Source organism: Polycladospora coralii (genome assembly GCF_014773435.2).
Lineage (GTDB): Bacteria > Bacillota > Bacilli > Thermoactinomycetales > Thermoactinomycetaceae > Polycladospora > Polycladospora coralii.
The window spans coordinates 84,988-105,299 of record NZ_JACXAG020000008.1 but is presented as its reverse complement, the minus strand read 5'-3'; the positions used below and the strand labels follow the sequence as shown (position 1 = coordinate 105,299).

Sequence of the window (20,312 nt, the reverse complement as noted above, 5' to 3'; positions counted from 1 at the left end):
TGATGTGACAAGAGGAGGAACTACCGTGAGTGAGGCATATAAAGCGGCTGGTGTTGATATAGATGCTGGCAATGAAACCGTCAATCGAATCAAAAGCCATGTGGAGCGTACCAGAAGACCAGAAGTTTTGGGGGGAATTGGTGGTTTTGGTGGTCTGTTTGCATTGGGATCCTATCAAGAACCCGTTCTCGTTTCGGCTACTGATGGGATTGGAACCAAATTAAAGGTCGCCTTTGCATTAGATCGACATGATACAATTGGGATAGATTGTGTGGCCATGTGTGTCAATGACATTGTGGTACAAGGTGCAGAACCGTTATTCTTCCTAGATTATTTAGCTACTGGTAAGTTATCCCCAACCCAAGCAGAAGATATTGTAAAAGGCATTGCAGATGGCTGTCAACTGGCTGGTTGTGCATTAATTGGTGGCGAAACAGCAGAAATGCCTGGTATGTATCGTAGCGGTGAGTATGATGTTGCAGGGTTTTGTGTAGGTGCAGTTGAAAAGGAAAAGTTACTCTCAAACCGAAAAATGACTACAGATGATGTATTAATTGGTTTAGCTTCAAGTGGACTTCATAGTAATGGTTTTTCATTGGTTAGAAAGGTTTTGCTACAAGATCGTAATTTTGATTTCAATGAGCGGATTCCATTCAGTCACCAACGTTTGGGGGAAGCACTACTTACACCTACAAAAATTTACGTAAAATCTGTTCTCCAGTTGATTTCCAATTTTCAAGTTAAAAATGCTGCACATATTACAGGTGGTGGCTTAATTGAAAATATTCCGCGCATGTTACCCCCACATTTACATGCTGAAATCGACTTAGATTCATGGGAGCCTCCAGCTATTTTTCAATGGATTCAAGAGTTGGGAGATATATCGAAGCTGGATATGTTTCGTACCTTTAATATGGGAATTGGGCTGGTGGTCGTCGTTCCACGCGAAGATGCGAAGCAAGTACTACAAATGGCACATGAATGTGGAGAAACAGCTACGGTAATTGGAAGAATTACAGAAGGGGAGAACACGGTTTCCTTTAGAGGTGGATCAGACTTATGAGCATTGCAGTGTTTGCATCAGGAAGTGGAAGTAACTTTAAAAATATCGTCCTACGATCCCGTGTAGAGGCGTGGGGACGTGCTGTCCGGCTTCTGATCTGTGATCACCCTAATGCTAAAGTGTTGCTACTCGCACAAGAATTACAAGTAACTGCATACTTAATTGAGCCTAGTTCTTACCCATCTAAAAAAGCATATGAAAAAGCCATATTAGAAATCTTACAAGAGCATGGTATTGAGTGGGTGATTTTAGCAGGATATATGAGACTCGTAGGGACTACCTTACTACAAGCTTTTCCCAAACGCATTGTAAATATTCACCCGTCACTCTTACCTGCCTTTCCTGGACTAAACGCGATTGAAAAAGCATTTCTACATCCTGTAAAAGTGACAGGTGTTACCATTCACTTTGTAGATGAAGGCATGGATACTGGTCCTATTTTGGCACAAGTTCCTGTATCCATTTCAGAGATCGATACGTTAGAAACTCTAGTAGATAAAATTCATCAAGCTGAACATAACCTATATCCGACTATTATCAAACAACTAATCGAAACGGAAACAGAATGGAGGAGGAAGGAACATTGATTCGTCGTGCTCTGATCAGTGTAACTGATAAAACAGGAATTACAAGCTTTGCTCAATCGCTTAAAAAACATGGTATTGAAATTGTCTCTACAGGTGGGACAGCTAAGATGTTAGAAGATGAAGGGATAGAAGTGACCCCTATCACAGATGTTACACAGTTTCCTGAGATGTTAGATGGACGTGTAAAGACACTTCACCCCCATATACATGGCGGTATTTTAGCCAGACGGGAATTAAAGACGCATATGGAAAAGCTTCATGCACATCAAATCACGCCAATTGACCTTGTTGTTGTTAATTTATATCCTTTTCAAGATACGATAGCTAAGGCTGATGTTACATTTGAAGAGGCTATTGAAAATATTGATATTGGTGGGCCCGCTATGATTCGCTCGTCTGCTAAAAATCATCGAGATGTAACCGTTATTGTCGATCCCGCTGATTATGCACGCATTATAGATGTACTTGCTCAAGGTGGGGGGACGGATGAAGCGTTGAGAAGAGAACTAGCCGCTAAAGCATTTAGCCACACAGCAGCTTATGATTCATTAATTGCCCAATATTTTAATCGACAAGTGAATATCCCTTTTCCTGAGCAATTATCTTTAACATATAGACGAAAAGAAGTGCTTCGCTATGGAGAAAATCCACAGCAAGCCGCAGCTTATTATGAAGAACCGCTAGTACATGCAGGTTCTTTACCAACTGCTGCTCAAGTGCATGGAAAAAAACTATCTTATAACAACATTAATGACAGCCACAGCGCAATTGAATTGATTCGTTCGTTCTCAGAGCCTACCGCCGTTGTTGTTAAACATACGAACCCTTGTGGTGTAGCAAGCAGTGATACAATCGCTGAGGCTTATCAAAAGGCGTATGAAGCAGACCCTATCTCCATTTTTGGTGGTATTGTGGTTCTAAATCGTCGTGTGGACAGGGAAACTGCAAGTAAACTTGCAGAAATTTTCCTTGAAATTGTGATAGCCCCTTCATTTGAAGCAAGCGCAATTGAAGTGTTAAGCCAGAAAAAGAACCTCCGCATTTTAGAACTTAGCGAGAAAGTGAATCTGGATACACATGATTCGATTAAGATCAATAGTATTGATGGTGGGGCCTTGATCCAAGAAGTAGATCAAAAGCAAATTTCACCAGAAAACTGTACCGTGGTAACAGATGTACAGCCCGATCAAAAAACATGGCAAGAGCTGATGTTTGCATGGAAAGTGGTTAAGCATGTGAAATCAAATGCGATTGTATTAACAAAGGATCGACAAACAGTAGGAATAGGGGCGGGTCAGATGAATCGTGTAGGCTCAGCTCATATAGCCATCGCACAAGCTGAAGAAAAAGCAGATGGGGCTATTATGGCATCAGATGCCTTCTTTCCAATGTCCGATACAGTAGAAGCTGCTGCCAAAGCTGGTATTAAAGCGATTATCCAACCTGGAGGCTCTATTCGTGATCAAGAATCGATTGACTTAGCTAATCAAATGGGGATTGTGATGGTCTTTACACACCTCAGACATTTTAAACATTAATAGGTTAACACGTATCAAGTGATTTTCCTTCTGCGTATACTAGATCATAAAGTTATACAAGGAGGATATGATCATGCGTATGATTTCATGGACAGGTTTATGGACGATCGTGGCCCTATTTATATCGGGTACATGGGCTTATTTAAGTGCAGATTTAGATTTAATCGTTTTGCAATCTAATATGCGTATATCAGCTGCGGTATTTTTTATGATTGGATTAATCGTTGGAGGTGTACTAACTACCGATTCAGCTTACCGCAGTCGTGCCAAAAAATATTACCGTGAAGACTGGTCATTTATTTGTGTGTTGGTAACGATAAGTTTATTTGGGATTAGTCTGTTTCTGCATTAATAGACAGGGAGGAAGCGTATTTGCGAGTACTTATTGTAGGTAGTGGGGGACGTGAGCATGCGATTGCCTGGAAATTAGGACAAAGCACTAGAGTGAGTCACATCTTCTGTGCTCCTGGTAATGGCGGGATTGAAGAAGTTGGAGAGTGTGTTGATATTTCGGAACACGATATTGACAAGTTAATTCATTTTGCTAAAAAGAAAAAAATCGACTTGACGGTGATAGGACCGGAAGTGCCCCTTTTAAATGGGATATGTGATCGTTTCGAAGCTGAAGGATTAAAAGTATTTGGGCCGAGCAAGCTGGCCGCCCGTATCGAAGGGAGTAAGCGTTATGCAAAAGAACTTATGCATAAATATCAAGTGCCAACAGCCGCATACCAAGTTTTCACAGAAGCGGATGAGGCAAAAGAATATGTATTGAAGCAAGGTGCTCCAATTGTTATTAAGGCCGATGGACTTGCTGCTGGTAAAGGTGTTGTTGTAGCTCAAACACCAGATGAGGCTCTGAAGGCAATTCAGGACATCATGGAAAAGAAAGCATTTGGAAAAGCTGGACACGAGGTTGTCATTGAGCAATTTTTGACTGGAGAAGAAGTCTCTCTTATGGCATTTGTAGATGGAAAAACCTTCATTCCAATGGTAGAGGTGCAAGATCATAAGCCAGTCTATGATGATAATAAAGGACCTAACACTGGTGGTATGGGAACATACTCACCTGTGCCACAAATCAAACAAAATATAATCGAGGAAGCAATAAACACGATATTAAAACCGATAGTGGAAGGGATGAATGCGGAAGGGATTCATTACAAAGGTGTGCTTTATGCAGGTTTGATGATTACAGAAGAAGGACCCAAGGTAATTGAATTTAATGCACGGTTCGGTGATCCTGAGACCCAAGTTGTGTTACCTCGATTATCTACAGACTTGTTAGAAATTCTATTGGCAGTTGTAAACGGTTCATTAGATGGGGTGCAAATAGAGTGGAGGGATGCTGCAGCAGTATGTGTAGTAATGACAGTCGAAGGCTATCCCGCATCATACCCAACAGGTATTCCAATCCATTCTATCCCAGTGCTTACGAAAAACCAGATCGTTTTTCATGCAGGCACGCGTAGGAACGAACAGGATCAAATGGTTACCACAGGTGGGCGAGTTTTAGGAGTGACGGGAATAGGAGATACACTTACCCATGCACGTGAAAAAGCGTATTGTATATTAGAGCAAATTACTTTTAAAGGTTGTCATTATCGTAAAGATATTGCTGGACAAGCTATCGCAACGAAGAACGACTTCGTCTAAACGGAGTCGTTCTTCGCGTATCTAAATGATTATCCAATTTGTGTGGTTTCTTTATCCCCAGAAATGCTAATACCATTAACAGGTATTTTAAACCACCAACCACCTTTAGTTGTTTTAACTGGACGATATCCTGTTTTTTTAAGTGAGCGAGCAACCGTATAGCTTGCTGTATAAACAGTTGCTAAATTAGTAGATTCGTCAAACTGAATCACAGTTTCTTTTTCCATTTCACTTAATGACATCTTTCTCACACTCCTTAACCGGTTTTAGGCTTTTTTTTTGTAACCGATCATCTGTTCGCCTTCTGTAATTTCATTCTACCATGTTACCCTCCATTTGCCACGTCAAAACCGAAAAAAAGTTGATGTAACCATTCTTTCGACGAGAGGTTACAAAATATCCTTCTTTTTTTAGAAAAAAACAGTGAAAATCATCGGTTTTTTTCCTGAAAATGGGAAATAATAAGTGATCAAGGTATTTTAAACTACAGAAGAGAGTGATTTAGATTCATTGCATCATGTAAAAGGTACTAGATTGACATGAGAATGTAAGTTTAGTATAAAGAGACATAATTATCAGAAAATATAAGCCGCATAACTATTCAATTTAAGCTTCTTGGAAACTATTATACAAAAAAGTCTGACTATAGGCAAGAGTTTATTTTGTTTTTTTTTATTTTATTATATTTTGTGGGACATACCTCCTCTTTGTATACTGAAAAGAGGAGGTATTATACAAATAAAAAGGCTTTTATGTTGACGTGTTGCAGATTGGAAAGTGGTTCATGCTATGATGGAATCAACCAAATCGACACGTGCAAAGGACAAAATGTGATCTAAATGCTTTTTTTTCCTAGAAACTGTAGAATGAGACAGTAACGTGTCATACCTTCTGCAACCTTAAGTGCTGAAATAAGAGCGATGAAAGCAGGGAATTTTTTTGTAGAGTGTGTAGCAGCCCATGTTAAACCGATTAAACCACAACTAATTCGGAGAACAGCGTCCAGTTTTCCCACATTTTTTTTCAACATAATACGCTCCTTTACTTTTTACTTAGTATTTGTATAACGAATGTTCTTATGCTAGAAAAAGAATGGCGTGATGAATGGAAGGAAGAGATAAAATGTATTCACATCAAGAGATGAAGCAAACATTAGACGTTGCGATGGGGAGAAAGAAACCGGATAGCGTAATTAAAAATGGTGAAGTCTTGAATGTATATACGGGTAGGTTACTTCAGCAAGACATTGTTATTTCAGGAAAAAGAGTGGTTTTCGTCGGTAATATTGAAGAAAGTGGATGTGTCATTGATGATGAAGTCCACATTTATGATGTAAAAGGCAAGGTGGTTGTTCCGGGTTATATCGAACCACATGCACACCCTTTTCAACTATATCAACCTATTTCCTTAGCGGAGAAAGTATTAAAAACAGGAACAACTACGCTAATCAATGATAACCTTTTCTTTTTTGGCTTATGTGAGAATAAAGATGCGTTTGAACTGCTAGATGAATTAAAGCAGTTACCTGTCAAACAATTTTGGTGGACCCGCTTTGATCCCCAGTGTCATCAACCGCATCAAAAAGAGGTATTTACAGACCAAAGAATATCGGAGTGGTTATCACACACTGCTGTCGTACAAGCTGGTGAATTAACAGATTGGTTGCCTATATTACAAGGGGATAGCGAAATGAATCGCTGGATGCATCAGGCGAAGCAGCTTGGTAAACGGATTGAAGCACATGCTCCGGGTGCTTCTTATCGGACATTATCACGATTAGCTGTTGCTGGTGTTACTGGGGATCATGAGAGTATTACTGTCGATGAAGTTTGGAAACGATTAGAACTAGGGTTGATGACGACGCTTCGGCATAGTTCGATTCGACCAGACCTACCAGAATTAATTCAGGAGCTGGTCACAAAAAAAGAAGTTCCTTGGCATCGCTTAATGATGACAACTGATGGTGCGACACCTCCGTATCTAGAAAAAGGGTTTATCGATTATGTACTACGAGTTGCGATAGATAATGGAGTCAACCCGATTCATGCTTACCAAATGGTTACCATTAATCCAGCACAATACTACCGAATAGATGATCATGTAGGGGCAATCGCTCCAGGGAAAATAGCTGACTTTAATATATTGGAAGATCTACATCAGCCGACACCTGTTACCGTATTTGCTGATGGTGTGAAGGTCGTTGAACAACAAACCCTTATTCAATCATTTCCAAAGTTGAATTGGATAAATAAGGACGAAATAAAGTGGAATTTAATGGGTCAAGTCACAGAAGAAGACCTGCGTATTACTTCAGAAAAAGAGCTTGAATATCCCGTTATACAACTTGTTAATGCGGTGATTACAAAATGCAAGCATGAATGGTTACACTTTAATCATGGTTTTTTATCGCATACGAATCACCCTGATCTATTACATGTATATCTCATTGATAAGCATGGCAAATGGATCACACGAGGATTAATCCGTGGTTTTGGGGAAAAAATTGATGCGCTTGCCTCTAGCTATACAAGTACAAATGATCTATTGGTTATCGGGAGGGATCCGCAAGCGATGATGGAGGCAATCAATCATATTAAAAGTGTGAATGGCGGAATCACTTGGATACAACAAGGAGAGATGAAATATCACCTTCATCTCCCACTTCTAGGAACGATGAGTGTTCAGTCGGTTGATGAACTCATTATCTCGACTAAACAATTTTCACAAAAATTAGCAGGTTATGGGTATCATCATATAGATCCAATTTACACCTTACTATTTCTCTCATCCACTCATCTACCTCAGATACGACTTACATCTGAGGGGTTGATGCGCGTTAAAGATAAACACATCCTCACCTCTTCAGCTCGTATCTAAGTTCGTATAAAACAACCCGTTTATGATATTCGTCATAAACGGGTTGTTTTATATTGATATATTTTGTTGAGTTACCATATTTCCTTTACCAAATGGAACACACATCGGGGTTCCAAATATGGGATCAGGGATAATTTTACAAGTAATACGAAATACATCTTTAACCATTTTTTCCGTGACAATATCTTCTGGCTTTCCTTGTGCGTAAATGTTTTGGTTATGTACAGCAACCATATGGTGAGCATATCTACATGCGAGATTTAAATCATGTAATACCATTACAATCGTACGGTTTTGCTTGACATTCATCTCATATAAAAGATCTAAGATATCGATTTGATGTGTTAAATCAAGGTAAGTAGTTGGTTCATCTAACAGAATGATTCCAGTATCTTGAGCAAGTGTCATCGCAATCCAAGCACGTTGTCGTTGACCGCCAGACAATGCTTGCACAGGATGTTCAGAGAAAAACTTCATTTGTGTAACTTCTAACGCCCAATTTACAATTTCCTCATCTTGTTTGGACCATTGCTTTCTCCACGATTGGTAAGGATAGCGCCCTTGCTTAACCAATTGTAGAACAGTCAATGATTCAGGTGCAACTGGACCTTGTGGTAGAATCGATAATTCAGTTGCAACTTTTCGTGTTGAATGGTTGATAATATTGGTATCATTTAAATACACTTGTCCAGAGCGAGGTTTTAGTAAGCGAGCTAATGAACGAAGTAAAGTAGATTTACCACAACCATTACTACCAACTAAAACGGTGATTTTCCCCTCTGGTATGGAAATGTTCAGGTCTTTAATAATTTGTTTGTCACCATATGATAAGGCGAGATCTTTTGCGTGTAATCCATTGGCCATTGCCATCTTCCTCTCCGGAAAAAAGCTTCAATTATATTGTATGAGAAAGATTTTCAATCGTCAATAAAGAGAAGAAAACGAATGACTTATTAAACCGATTTAGGATGTGGTGAATTTCGGAAAGACAATAGAAAACAATCGTGTCGATGGGGCAAGATATATAACGAATCATGCAAATCTATACACTTGATGTGTAGCGAAGGATTTTGTTTATTTAGAGGGAATTCGTAATGAAAAGCGAAATTATAGCCAAGGAAAAGAGTGAGTGTGTTGAAAAACAAAATAAGCGGGTCTCTTTTGGAGATACAAGATTGCTTTTAGTTACATATAGAATATATGCTATAATACAATAGTTAATCTAACAATGAGGAGCAGTATTATTGGATATTGAAAATGATAGAAAAATTATACAAAATATTACGAGGCTATTATACATTTCAATACTTATATCTCCTTTCCTTCCACCGGTTGTAATGCTTTTGATTGGTATACTTACAGTGTTTTATCAGAAAAAGAACGGGCTAAATTCTTTTCAATACTTACCTGACCGTATTTTTTTAGGCTTTATTCTTCTTTCAATTTTAGGGTGGTTGATAGAGCCCCATTTGGTTATGGGAATACCTACGATGCTTTTACCTGTATTTTTTTATGGTTTATATTATTTATTATCGATTTGGATACGGGATGTTGTTGATTGGTCGTGGCAGGATATCCAAAAAATGTACATGTTTTTCTGGATATGTGGTGTATTTATTGCGGTTGTCGTGATTTTACAACGGGTAGACTGGGAGGTCATTAATCAAAGTCCGCCTTTAAGGTATATATTAGATTTTTATAGCTACTTCCGTTGGCAAGCTAATTATTCGGAACGAAGTGTGGGGACTTCAGGCAATTCGAATTTAGCGGCTGCGCTACTGATCTGTTTAGCGCTACTCAGTATATTTGCACTGTCCGTTTTGAAAAATATGCGGCAAAAGATAGGTGCTTTTGCGATCTTCATTGTTTTTTGTATTGCAATTATGTGTACAGGATCACGTGGAGCTTGGGGAGGGCTAGTCATTGGTTTGATTGTTCAATTATGGATGACGGGCCACCGTAAACGAACTGTGGTCATTTCATTGTCTATATTAGGATCGGTCTTCTTATTCCCGCAACTTATTCCTAGAAAAGATACGTTAGCCAGTACTTTGGATGATCGCTTAGTGGTGTGGTCAACAGCTTTTGACATTTTTAAGGAAAATTGGATCTTAGGTACGCTTCCCTTACGTTTCGGAGAACTGGCAGAACAAGCTGGTGTTAAAGTTTTTCATGCACACAACATTTTCTTAGGGATTGCGACTGAATACGGTGTTATCGGTTTATTTCTATTTCTAGCTCTGATCCTATCAACGATATATCGTGCACGTCGCTGGCGTAAAACGGCAAATAAAAAGGAAGAAAAGCGACTAGCAGGGATGTTGATCTCGCAAACGATCGCCATTTTGGGACACGGCATGTATGACTATCCAATCATTGCACCACAAATAGGTGTGTTGTTTATCCTAAGCATTATTATCATTCATACCCAATATGAAAAAAGATGTGTGAAACGACCAGCATGGAGTGAAGGCGATGATATCCCTAAAGAGGCGACTCTTTTGCAAGCGCTATCTTCGTTTATTGTATCGGCTAAGGTTAACATCAAATCATTCAGGTCAAAATGAGAACGTAATATTCAAGATGCATGATGATAACAGATTGTGGCTTGATGTAATTGTACCCATATAGGCGTGAGGGAGGGAGTTATAACGCTCTCGTAAGTGCAATCATTTTTTGCTAGAATATAGCTAGTTGCTTGTGAACGATTGTGGGTTCAGTCAGCGTACTTTTTTTAAATCGGTGTCTTTGAGGAGGATTGAAGTGGCGAGGAAAAGAAAAAAGGAAAAACGAGTTGCGAGTGTTGATGCGGTAGGCGTTTTGGAGCGAGATTTGAAAAATACAGCGCTTTGGATCGGAATTAGCGTTATCGTTGTTGCTGTAGCGGCAACGATAACACGTGTGATTGTATAGATATAATAAAAAGAACGAGATGCTGATATCCGCTTCAGCGTCTCGTTCTTTTTATTATCGAGTAGCAACATTTTACGGTGATGAAGTTAGGCTATGATTAAATAAAACACGACGTGGATATGCAATGTCTATATCTCGTTTCTGTAGAACTGAAATAGCTTCCAGTCTGATAGCGCGTTCAATTGACCAAAACTCTTCAGGTTGGCTGACTGCGGTGATTGTGAACTGAACGCCATCCTGATTTACATTGGTAATACCAAGTACTTCTGGATTTTGAATAAGGAAAGGAGCATATTTTTTCGCAACACTTTGGCATATTTCCTCTAAAGCTTCGCCAACGAGATCCATATCTTGTTCAAAAGGAACGGTTATCGCGACGATAGGTCTCATCTGCTCACGATTGTAGTTTGTTACTTGGCTGATTTTCCCATTTGCGATATAGTGTAAGCGCTGATTGTATTCTCGTATTTTGGTAATGCGTAATCCCACTTCTTCCACAGTACCACTAATTTGTCCATTAATTTCAACGAAATCGCCAACTTCAAGTTGACGTTCAAAAATCATGAAAAAACCAGAAATAATATCACGAACTAAGTTTTGAGCACCGAAACCAATTGCTAAACCGAACACACCGGCACCTGCAATCACGGGTAAGGGATCGAAACCAAATTGCATGAGCAAGGTTAGTGTAGCCACAAAATATATGGCGTAACGTGCAATGGACTTCATTAATTTTTGTAAGGTATTGGCTTTGCGACTTTCCATCTTACTTACATTAAAAACTCTTTCGATGATGAGACCACTATATCGCAAGGCTAGAAATGTGAGTAATAGAATGATCGCTAGTTCTATAATCGGAAATACAATGAAACTGTATGGATCGTCTACAATTTGAGACATCAGTGACTTCGTTTCCTGGGCAAATTCTTCAACAGCAATAATATTTTCGTTTTGGTCTATATTCAAGAACAAACGAGTTACACCTCCTGATGCGGATTGATCGCTATGTGCTACAAGTGGATTCCCCAATATTTCAGCCTTGGCTGAAATAAGTGATCTTAATCTAAATGGTTTTCTGTGAGATAGCTTTTGATCTTCTTTTGTCTTTGTTCATCACTCATCCAGCCTACGAAATCATACTGCAATTGATAGTCACGATCAAGTATAGCAACGGCTATAAAAGGAAAGTTCTTTTTGTAGTGGTAACGCACGTCCAACCAGCGAACTTCATAGCCATGTGCAATTTCAAGAACTTGAGGATAACCATAACTCGTAAATGACAAGAAAGCGGCAATTGATTCAGCAGATTGTGAATGCAAAGTAGCAGGGTGATGTAAGGCTTTCTTTGAAACGTGACCAGTCCATAATAGATTTTTACCCCGTACTTCCCCCACTTTAACAACTGTTTCATCTTCTACGATTACATTCCAAACACGTCCCCGAATAGTAGGAGATACTTTGTAGCGTAATGAGTAGGGGTGCTTTTTTTTAATCCAGTTAAGTAATTTATGGTGTATCCAGACTTTGCGTATAATGTATAGTAAAATAATAGCAAACAAACATAAAAAAAGCAGACCAGGATCAAGATGAAATAAATTCCAAAGTGACAACCCCAAAATGAGTATCGTAGCGATAAATGGATCGAAAATATGAATAATATCCCATGCTATCCACTTAGAAGAGAAAGGACGAGCTGCTTGAGTCCCATATGTATTAAAGCAGTCAATGCTAACGTGAATTACAACAGATATCCAAGACCACAGCCATACGTGGATGAGATTTGCATCGGTAAAAAAGAATAGTAAGGCAAGGGTAAGGAGAGTAGGCCAAATCAAAGTCATGGGTAATGAATGGCTAAATCCACGATGTTTTTTTATGTATATGGTATTCCCGAATAATCGATAGATCGTATCAAAATCAGGAAGCTGTGAACCCACTACAGTAGCAAAAAGTACAGCTTGAGTTGTGTCAGAATTTGAGATGACAGTAGGATCGAGATGAGCGAGACCAAAGAGGCTAGCGCCCATAACAAAATGTGTGCCTGTATCCATAAGAGAGCCTCCCCACAATATATCCAATCCTATTGTATGCAAAATGGAATGTTAACATAAGTTACGGAGGAATTTCCATGTTTACATTATTTGTTGAGTATCAAATTGATTCAAAATACTGGTCACAGTATATAGAAATGATACCAGAGATCAAAAATGTCGTACACCAAAATTACCAGATTAGCGCGTATGAAATTTTAGTTAGTCTTCAACAAGAAGGTAAAGTAGTAGAATCCATAAAAATGCTCGACAAAGGTGAGTGTGAAGCATTAAGAGTGGCTAGATTAAACGATCCGTTATTGAAGAACTCAAAGTTTAATGTGAAAAAGATAAATGCATGGGTCTTCGAAAACATACGAACATAGAGGCGTGTCGATTAACCAAAACGGATTGGTTATGCGCTTTATTTTATCAGAAAAGGGAGCGAGTGGCTGTTCGTAAAATATTTTTTTTTTGAGCTACCAGATGGACTTGTTTTTCTTGTATGATAAAATTATACATTGTAAGAATAAGCATCTAGGTCAGTCGTGTAAAATGGGAAAACCATGCAAATTGACACACCTGCATCTATCTGGAAGACCATGATGAAGTGGTAAGTGAACAGGAGTAGTCGTATGGCAATAATGGAAGTCGAATGGAAAGTGGAAAAGAACTTATCAGATCAAATTTGTAAACAACTTCTGGGATGGTATGATCAAAACCATCGAGATTTACCATGGAGAAACACAAAAGATCCTTATCATATTTGGGTGTCTGAGATTATGTTGCAACAAACGCGTGTGGATACCGTCATCCCTTACTACGAGCGTTTTATGGAAAAGTTCCCAACGATACAAACGCTAGCGCATGCAGATGAAGAGAGTGTCATAAAAGCTTGGGAAGGGCTAGGGTATTATTCTCGTGCCCGTAACTTACATGGTGCAGCCAAAGAAGTTACAGCAAAATATGATGGACAAGTTCCGCAACACCCGGATGATATCTCTACGTTAAGAGGAGTCGGACCTTATACAGCTGGAGCGATTTTAAGCATTGCTTATAATCTAAAAGCACCTGCAGTTGATGGTAATGTAATGAGAGTTTTTTCTAGATTATTTGCTCTTCATGATGATATAGCAAGACCTGCTACGCGTCGTTTGATGGAGAAAGTCGCAATGAAATTGATTCCGGATGATCGGCCTGGTGACTTTAACCAAGCTTTAATGGAGCTGGGAGCGATGATTTGCACACCGAAATCTCCACAATGTCTCGCGTGTCCACTACACCATCAATGTGAAGCTTTTGATCAAGATCTCGTTCTAAAGTTGCCAGTTAAACAAAAAGCAAAAAAGGTGAAGCTTGTACGCACAGTATTTACTTGGATTGAATACAAGGGACAAGTTCTAATGGAAAAAAGACCAACGAAGGGTCTGCTCGCTGGAATGTGGGGATTTCCAACCCTTACCTATTCAAAAACAATAACACCCCAATACGTGGTGAATGCATTTTGTGAGGAGCAAGGGATAGCCTTTCAGCATATGAAAATGTGTGGAACATTAAATCATATCTTTACACATCGCAGATGGGATGGCGTAATCATGCAAGTATACGTCAATAAACTGCCAGTACTTAATGATCCTAACTTAAAATGGATTGATATCGATAGCATTGAGGACTTGGCTTTACCGACTGTGTATAAAAAAGTAAGTCAATTGGTTGAGCTAGGTGTGTAGTTGCATTTCTAGCTTAATCCTTACTTTGTAGTTGATGGTTGTTACATATATAGGTTTTGATTCATAGAGAAAGGAAGAGGGGGATTCTATTGGATAAAGAGCATAATAATGAAGAAAATATGCCTCAAAAAGCTTGGGACACTAAGAACGATCAAGGAGAAAAATCTGAAGAAATAGGATCTTTAACCGAACAAGAATCTGCTGAAAAAAATATAATTTCCGACTCGTCGCCTGGTTCTGAATTAAAAAAGAGTCAAGATAATGATGGAAAAGAAAAATTTGTAAGAGAGCAAAAGTCAAATATCAATGAAGAAGCTACAGAACCAGTAGCTGAGACGAATACCAAAGAAGAAGCTACAGAACCAGTCGCTGAGACGAATACCAAAGAAGAAGCTACAGAACCAGTCGCTGAGACGAATACCAAAGAAGAAGCTACAGAACCAGTAGCTGAGACGAATACTAAAGAAGAAGCTACAGAACCAGTAGCTGAGACGAATACTAAAGAAGAAGTTACAGAACCAGTCGCTGAGACGAATACTAAAGAAGAAGCTACAGAACCAGTCGCTGAGACGAATATCAAAGAAGAAGCTACAGAACCAGTAGCTGAGACGAATACCAAAGAAGAAGTTACAGAACCAGTAGCTGAGACGAATATCAAAGAAGAAGCTACAGAACCAGTCGTTGAGACGAATACCAAAGAAGAAGTTACAGAACCAGTCGCTGAGACGAATGTAAGGGATGAAAATAAAGAAATAACACGAAAATGGGATTTATCAGATCTTGAAGATTATACAAATATCGCAAAAAAAAAAAAAGAGACACCATTTACATTTGAGGTTGAATCTGAGGATAAAGGTATACAAAAAGTACAACATCAAGACCAGATGTCTAAACGACCTGCAACGACGAGTAATCCACACGCAAAACGAAAAAAAATGTTAGTTGGTGGAGTTGCATCTCTTGTTCTATTTGTGTCAGTAATTGGTGGTGGCATATATGCATGGGGCAATGGAGAATTATCAGAAGTAGGAGCTAGTGAGCAGAAAGTTGAGGTTAAAGAAGAGATACCAAAACTGCAATTCACGTTTGAAGATCAATCATTTGAGCTAGATTTAAGCCAGATTGGATATCAAAAAGATCACCCACATCAATTAGATCAGGAAAAAATGCGTGCTTGGCTTGATGAAGTAAAAGCGAAAATTGATAAACCGGTTAAAAATGCAGATGTAGAGAAATTAGGCCAGACGATAGAAAATGAAGAAATAGGGCGTGTTGTAGATGTGGATGAGGTAGAGAAATTGCTGACTGATATTCCGTCGCTGATTAACCAACCTCGTGAAATTCCTATCATTAACATTGAACCCGATGTGCGTTCGTCTGATTTAGAAAGAGTAGATGAAGCATTAATAGGAAAATATAAAACGACATTTAGTGGTTCAAAGAAAAATCGCACACATAATATTCGTTTAGCATCAGAGCGTATTAATCAGTTAATCCTCATGCCGGGTGAAAAATTTTCTTTCAACGAGGTAGTAGGTGAAAGAACAGCTGCACGTGGATATAAATCTGCAGGTATTATCATCAGAGGAGAGCCAGCAGAAGGTTTAGGCGGTGGTATTTGCCAAGTTTCTACTACCTTATATAATGCGGTGGATCGAGCTGGTATAAAGACAGTGAGAAGATTTTCTCACAGTGCAGCTGTTCCGTATGTTCCACCTGGTCGTGATGCAACAGTTTCATGGGGAGGACCAGATTATCGCTTTAAAAACAATATGGATAAACCGATTATGATAAAAGTGAAATTAGAGAATAATGCAATCACAATATACATGTACACCGTACCAGGTGCAAAAAAACAGCAAAAAAATGCAGGAGAGACCGAAAGCAAAAAAACCTTCTCTCAGCAAAAATCAGTTAAAACTGAAGAATAAATGATCTGGAAGCAGTAAGGTCGAAGGGGTAAAAAATCGACACACATGCTTCCAGTTTTCTTTCTACATCCTTTTCTGTTAATCTAAGAAAGGTCTGAGGGATGATGCTGATATTGATGTTTTCGTCCCTCAATCTCATGAATCAGGTCTTGATGTAAACTTACACCTTGCTGATTCATAAGTGGAGACATTTGAGCCATCATATAGTGATGATAAGATAATTCCTCAAGATCCCATCCAGATAAGGGAACCATACTTAATTCATCTAAGTTGCGTCCAGTATACATATAATCACCTCCATATCATTATGAGCAACTTAAGCACAAAATAATCGAATCGTTTTTCAGTGGTGTTGATTGTCCAAAATACACGACGCTCAAATGGAAAAATAACGCAAATCGACGCGCTTGATCGTTTTTTGTTGATTTTAAATTTAATTTAGAGGTAATGATGATGAAATTAATCGTAAAAGAACTTGCTTTCCCCATCCATATGGAGTGGATTTTTGAACAACTATATCAAGAAAAAAAATATGCATTCTGGTTAGATGGGAACCATACTGTCCCTGGATTAAGTGGCTATTCGATGATGGGAGGAGATCCATCTTTTGTTTTACGTATCAAGGGGAAATCAATTGAATGGATTGATCATACCGGTGTTCATGAAAAGCAATCAGATCCTTTCCATGAAATACAATCCATCCTTGATTCATATGCACTAACACCTGATCAGGAAGAACTTCCTTTTATCGGGGGATTAGTTGGTTATCTCGGTTATGAAATGGGGCAACATGTTCATCATACACCGGTACATGAGACGAACCCATCTGATACACCTGATGCTTTATTAATGTTTGTTGATCGCGTACTTATCTATAATCAAGAACTTGGTAAAGGATATATCACACAAATTGTGATGAGAGATCAAGAAATTTCTGATATTGAATGCCAGCTAGAGACATGGATAGAAAAATTAAGATGTGTAATGGAGCAGTATAAACCCAAGCAACCATTTGCTTCATCAGCGGATTCTTTACCAGATATCCATTATGTTCATCAAGAGAATTTTAAAGATTACATGGAAAAGGTCGTTCAAATTCAGGAGTGGATTGCGCAAGGAGACATTTATCAAGCTTGCTTCACACATCAAATTGAGGCAAAGGCTCAATCTGATGCATTTGTAATGTATCAGATTTTACGAAACATAAATCCAGCACCGTTCTCTGCATTTATACATTTAGATCACTTCTCTATTTTGTCTTCTTCACCCGAACGATTTTTGAAGGCTGGTATAGACAAAAAGGTTGAAAGTCGTCCAATAAAAGGGACTCGTCCACGAGGAAAAGATGAATATCAAGATAGGAAACTAAAAGAAGAGTTGAAAATGAGTGAAAAAGATCAAGCTGAGAATGTCATGATTGTAGATTTAGTAAGAAATGATTTGGGGCGTGTATGTCTTCCAGGAAGTATTTTGGTGAGTAAGCTTTTAAACGTCGAATCTTATGCTACTGTACATCAGCTGGTATCAGTAGTTGAAGGTGAAATCGGGAATCATGTAAAAGCAATGGAGATTGTAAAAGCAACATTTCCAGGTGGATCAATGACAGGTGCCCCTAAAAAAAGAGCCATGGAAATCATTTTTGAGCAAGAAAATGTAAAGAGAGGCGTTTATGCAGGTGGATTGGGCTACTTTGATGTGCGGGGTAACTTTGACTTAAGCATGGTTATACGGACGATCATCTACCGTGAGGGTTATGTATATTTAAACGTAGGGGGAGGGATCATCGCTGATTCCAATCCAGCAATGGAATACAAAGAATCGATGGACAAGGCGTTTGCACTAAAGCGAGCAGTGCGGATAGCACTTAAAGAAGAGGATAGGCGTACGCAACTTATTTAGCAATCAAATCGCAATCCGGATTAAATGATAAGTTACGCTCGCTGATTCACATAAAATATGATAAAATTTGATTGCATTTGTGCTCGCTTACTCGTGAGTTGTCATTCTCGCAAGTCCAAGCTTTTTTTGCTAAAATAAAGGTAGTTGCTTGTGAAAGATTCAATCTTGGTTGCACTGGTGTTCATAAAAATCATTCGACGTTAGTCGGGTAAGATTTACACATTTGACAATATAGAACTAGTGAGGCTTCTAGGTGGAGGGATCCAAATATATGAAGTTACGTTCTTTTCAACTTTCCGATGTTCATGATGTTTTACAGATTTGGCAGGAAACTGCTATATATGAGTGCGAGAAGGAAACACTGACCGTATTATCTGAGCAACTGGCTATTGATCGTGATTTAGTCTTAGTAGCTGAGTTGGAAAATGGGCGAGTTGTGGGTGCGATTGTAGGAACAAAAGATGGTGAATGCGGTTTTTTCTATTGTTTAGCTGTTAATCCTGAATTCCAAAAAAAGAAAATAGGTACAAAGCTGGTACAAGCTTTAGAAGAACGCTTTGTCAAAAAGGGCGTAAAGAGAACTTGGATCACTGTAGATGAAGGAACTGAGAAACTGTTGCCATTCTACAAATATCTCGGATATACCAATAGCTGCTCCACACGACTTGAAAAAGATCTACTTACCATGGAAGATCGATTAATCGTGTGAAGTTTTGACAAAAAGGTCTGCCGTGCAGGGCGGCCTTTTTGTGAAATAAGTCCAAGTCCCCTAAACACTGTATACTAAAGTATGCATATCGCGCACGTGGAGATACAGAAGTGATTCGTTAGTACGTTTATATACAGAATACTATAAGCTGTGAGCGCTTTCAAACAAAAAAAGCAAAAAAATGGATTATCCTATTGACAAAAAGGTGAACTTCAAACATAATATTTTTAAAAATTACGGCAATAAACGCTGTGACGAGGTCTAGTAGATCTGTCCGTTGTGCACAGAAACCAGAACCCATAGGCTGAAAGGTTTTGGCTACACGGACGTTTGAACCCAACCTCAGATGTGGCTGATGATAAATCAGATCGGAAACTCTCCGTTATCAAGATAAGCAACGATATTTCGTTGCTCAAGTAGAGTGCAGCTATGGGCACTAATAAAGGTGGTACCGCGGATTAATTCCTCATTCGTCCTTTGGGTGGAGAGGGATTTTTCAATCTGTGGGAGGTTTTTTCAATGATAGGAGATAAAAAAATTGGCTTTATTGGTGCAGGTGCAATGGCAGAAGCCATTATTTCAGGAATAATAAGTGCAGGTGTGATCAAATCTGATCAAATTTTCATTACCAATCGGAAAAATCAGGAGCGCTTAGACCAAATCTGTCGTACTTACGGGATTCCAGAAGAGAATAAAAATGCTCACCATGTAAGACAGGCTGATATCGTCATTATAGCAGTTAAACCAAAGGATATAGATCTTGTTCTGCAAATATGGGGAGCTCATTTTTTTGCAGAACAATTGGTCATATCTGTTGCTGCCGGAATTCCAGTTACTTACTTTGAGAAAAAGATTGATCGAGTTGCTTTTATCAGAGCTATGCCAAACACTGCCAGTCATGTTCGACTTTCAGCTACAGCGATTTGTGGGGGTACACTTGCTAATTCGCGTGATCTCGATTTAGCACACCGCATTTTTTGCGCTATTGGCAAAGTTTTAGTCGTTAAAGAAGAATTGATGGATGCCGTTACTGGCCTATCTGGTAGCGGACCGGCCTACTTTTTCTATATGATTGAGTCACTGGAACAAGCAGGAATAGAAGCTGGTTTATCAAGAGACATCGCAAAAGAACTGATCTTGCAAACTTTCATGGGAGCAGCACAAATGTTATATATGAGTCAGAAAGAGGCCAGTCAACTAAGACAAGAAGTTACCTCGCCTGGTGGAACAACAATGGCAGGCTTAGAGATGCTGAATCGATATGATATGAAAGAAGCTATGATACAAGCTGTATTACATGCAACCAACAGATCGAAAGAAATTGAAAAATTATATGCTTCTGAGTGTAAGACAGAAGAATGATAAAGCGCAGTAGCATT

20 protein-coding genes are annotated in these 20,312 nt (G+C 38.9%); 14 read left to right on the top strand and 6 right to left on the bottom strand.

Translation table 11 applies throughout. From position 1 onward, the window contains the following. Positions 1-25: 25 nt before the first annotated feature. From purM to purD, 5 genes are all read left to right on the top strand, one after another. Complete coding sequence (purM, locus tag IC619_RS14260; protein ID WP_191140809.1) at positions 26-1,063, top strand: phosphoribosylformylglycinamidine cyclo-ligase; 1,038 nt, start codon at positions 26-28, stop codon at positions 1,061-1,063. Continuing rightward, the gene (purN, locus tag IC619_RS14255) at positions 1,060-1,650 is read left to right on the top strand and encodes a phosphoribosylglycinamide formyltransferase (RefSeq protein ID WP_191140808.1); all 591 of its coding nucleotides are present in this window, start codon (positions 1,060-1,062) and stop codon (positions 1,648-1,650) included. The genes purM and purN overlap by 4 nt, the downstream gene beginning before the upstream one ends. Continuing rightward, positions 1,647-3,188 (top strand): bifunctional phosphoribosylaminoimidazolecarboxamide formyltransferase/IMP cyclohydrolase, encoded by a 1,542-nt coding sequence (gene purH / locus IC619_RS14250; protein WP_191140807.1) that lies wholly within the window; start codon positions 1,647-1,649, stop codon positions 3,186-3,188. Before purN ends, purH begins: the two co-directional genes overlap by 4 nt. A 73-nt stretch (positions 3,189-3,261) precedes the next feature. Beyond that, complete coding sequence (locus tag IC619_RS14245; RefSeq protein ID WP_191140806.1) at positions 3,262-3,540, top strand: hypothetical protein; 279 nt, start codon at positions 3,262-3,264, stop codon at positions 3,538-3,540. Positions 3,541-3,560: 20 nt separating this feature from the next. Beyond that, complete coding sequence (gene purD / locus IC619_RS14240) at positions 3,561-4,844, top strand: phosphoribosylamine--glycine ligase (protein ID WP_191140805.1); 1,284 nt, start codon at positions 3,561-3,563, stop codon at positions 4,842-4,844. A 29-nt stretch (positions 4,845-4,873) separates the two neighbouring features. On the opposite strand, the gene IC619_RS14235 is transcribed toward purD, so the two are convergent. Then, positions 4,874-5,086, bottom strand: coding sequence for a hypothetical protein (locus IC619_RS14235; RefSeq protein ID WP_191140804.1), 213 nt, complete (start codon positions 5,084-5,086; stop codon positions 4,874-4,876). A 593-nt stretch (positions 5,087-5,679) separates the two neighbouring features. After that, the gene (locus IC619_RS14230) at positions 5,680-5,871 is read right to left on the bottom strand and encodes a YgaP family membrane protein (RefSeq protein WP_191140803.1); all 192 of its coding nucleotides are present in this window, start codon (positions 5,869-5,871) and stop codon (positions 5,680-5,682) included. 95 nt (positions 5,872-5,966) lie between these two features. Between IC619_RS14230 and IC619_RS14225 the strand changes: the two genes are divergently transcribed. Further along, a complete protein-coding gene (locus tag IC619_RS14225) occupies positions 5,967-7,721 on the top strand; it encodes an adenine deaminase C-terminal domain-containing protein (RefSeq protein ID WP_191140802.1) in 1,755 nt (584 codons plus the stop codon). Between the two features lie 48 nt (positions 7,722-7,769). Here IC619_RS14225 and IC619_RS14220 read toward each other — a convergent pair whose 3' ends face one another. Further along, the gene (locus IC619_RS14220; RefSeq protein ID WP_430624116.1) at positions 7,770-8,591 is read right to left on the bottom strand and encodes an ABC transporter ATP-binding protein; all 822 of its coding nucleotides are present in this window, start codon (positions 8,589-8,591) and stop codon (positions 7,770-7,772) included. A gap of 374 nt (positions 8,592-8,965) precedes the next feature. On the opposite strand from IC619_RS14220, the gene IC619_RS14215 reads away from it, so the two are divergent. Next, positions 8,966-10,288, top strand: coding sequence for an O-antigen ligase family protein (locus IC619_RS14215; RefSeq protein ID WP_191140801.1), 1,323 nt, complete (start codon positions 8,966-8,968; stop codon positions 10,286-10,288). Between the two features lie 196 nt (positions 10,289-10,484). After that, the gene (locus IC619_RS14210; RefSeq protein ID WP_191140800.1) at positions 10,485-10,634 is read left to right on the top strand and encodes a hypothetical protein; all 150 of its coding nucleotides are present in this window, start codon (positions 10,485-10,487) and stop codon (positions 10,632-10,634) included. 72 nt (positions 10,635-10,706) lie between these two features. Here IC619_RS14210 and IC619_RS14205 read toward each other — a convergent pair whose 3' ends face one another. Beyond that, positions 10,707-11,606: a mechanosensitive ion channel family protein gene (locus IC619_RS14205; RefSeq protein ID WP_191140799.1), complete on the bottom strand. Its 900-nt coding sequence runs from the start codon at positions 11,604-11,606 to the stop codon at positions 10,707-10,709. Positions 11,607-11,692: 86 nt separating this feature from the next. Beyond that, the gene (locus IC619_RS14200) at positions 11,693-12,685 is read right to left on the bottom strand and encodes a metal-dependent hydrolase (RefSeq protein ID WP_191140798.1); all 993 of its coding nucleotides are present in this window, start codon (positions 12,683-12,685) and stop codon (positions 11,693-11,695) included. A 77-nt stretch (positions 12,686-12,762) separates the two neighbouring features. Between IC619_RS14200 and IC619_RS14195 the strand changes: the two genes are divergently transcribed. The 3 genes from IC619_RS14195 to IC619_RS16890 all read left to right on the top strand — a co-directional run bounded on the left by IC619_RS14195 (position 12,763) and on the right by IC619_RS16890 (position 16,325). Further along, a complete protein-coding gene (locus IC619_RS14195; RefSeq protein ID WP_191140797.1) occupies positions 12,763-13,050 on the top strand; it encodes a hypothetical protein in 288 nt (95 codons plus the stop codon). Between the two features lie 258 nt (positions 13,051-13,308). Next, positions 13,309-14,394 carry an A/G-specific adenine glycosylase gene (gene mutY, locus IC619_RS14190; RefSeq protein ID WP_191140829.1) on the top strand — a complete coding sequence of 362 codons (1,086 nt, stop codon included), beginning with the start codon at positions 13,309-13,311 and terminating at the stop codon, positions 14,392-14,394. A gap of 89 nt (positions 14,395-14,483) precedes the next feature. Beyond that, positions 14,484-16,325 carry a VanW family protein gene (locus IC619_RS16890; RefSeq protein WP_249669876.1) on the top strand — a complete coding sequence of 614 codons (1,842 nt, stop codon included), beginning with the start codon at positions 14,484-14,486 and terminating at the stop codon, positions 16,323-16,325. A gap of 83 nt (positions 16,326-16,408) precedes the next feature. On the opposite strand, the gene IC619_RS14180 is transcribed toward IC619_RS16890, so the two are convergent. Then, positions 16,409-16,612 (bottom strand): hypothetical protein, encoded by a 204-nt coding sequence (locus IC619_RS14180; protein WP_191140796.1) that lies wholly within the window; start codon positions 16,610-16,612, stop codon positions 16,409-16,411. 166 nt (positions 16,613-16,778) lie between these two features. Here IC619_RS14180 and pabB point away from each other — a divergent pair, with 166 nt between their 5' ends. The 3 genes from pabB to proC all read left to right on the top strand — a co-directional run bounded on the left by pabB (position 16,779) and on the right by proC (position 20,295). Beyond that, on the top strand, positions 16,779-18,224 hold the full coding sequence (gene pabB, locus IC619_RS14175; RefSeq protein WP_191140795.1) for an aminodeoxychorismate synthase component I: 1,446 nt from the start codon (positions 16,779-16,781) through the stop codon (positions 18,222-18,224). Positions 18,225-18,495: 271 nt separating this feature from the next. Then, positions 18,496-18,933: a GNAT family N-acetyltransferase gene (locus IC619_RS14170; protein WP_191140794.1), complete on the top strand. Its 438-nt coding sequence runs from the start codon at positions 18,496-18,498 to the stop codon at positions 18,931-18,933. Between the two features lie 519 nt (positions 18,934-19,452). Further along, positions 19,453-20,295: a pyrroline-5-carboxylate reductase gene (proC, locus tag IC619_RS14165; RefSeq protein ID WP_191140793.1), complete on the top strand. Its 843-nt coding sequence runs from the start codon at positions 19,453-19,455 to the stop codon at positions 20,293-20,295. The last annotated feature ends 17 nt before the right edge of the window (positions 20,296-20,312 follow it).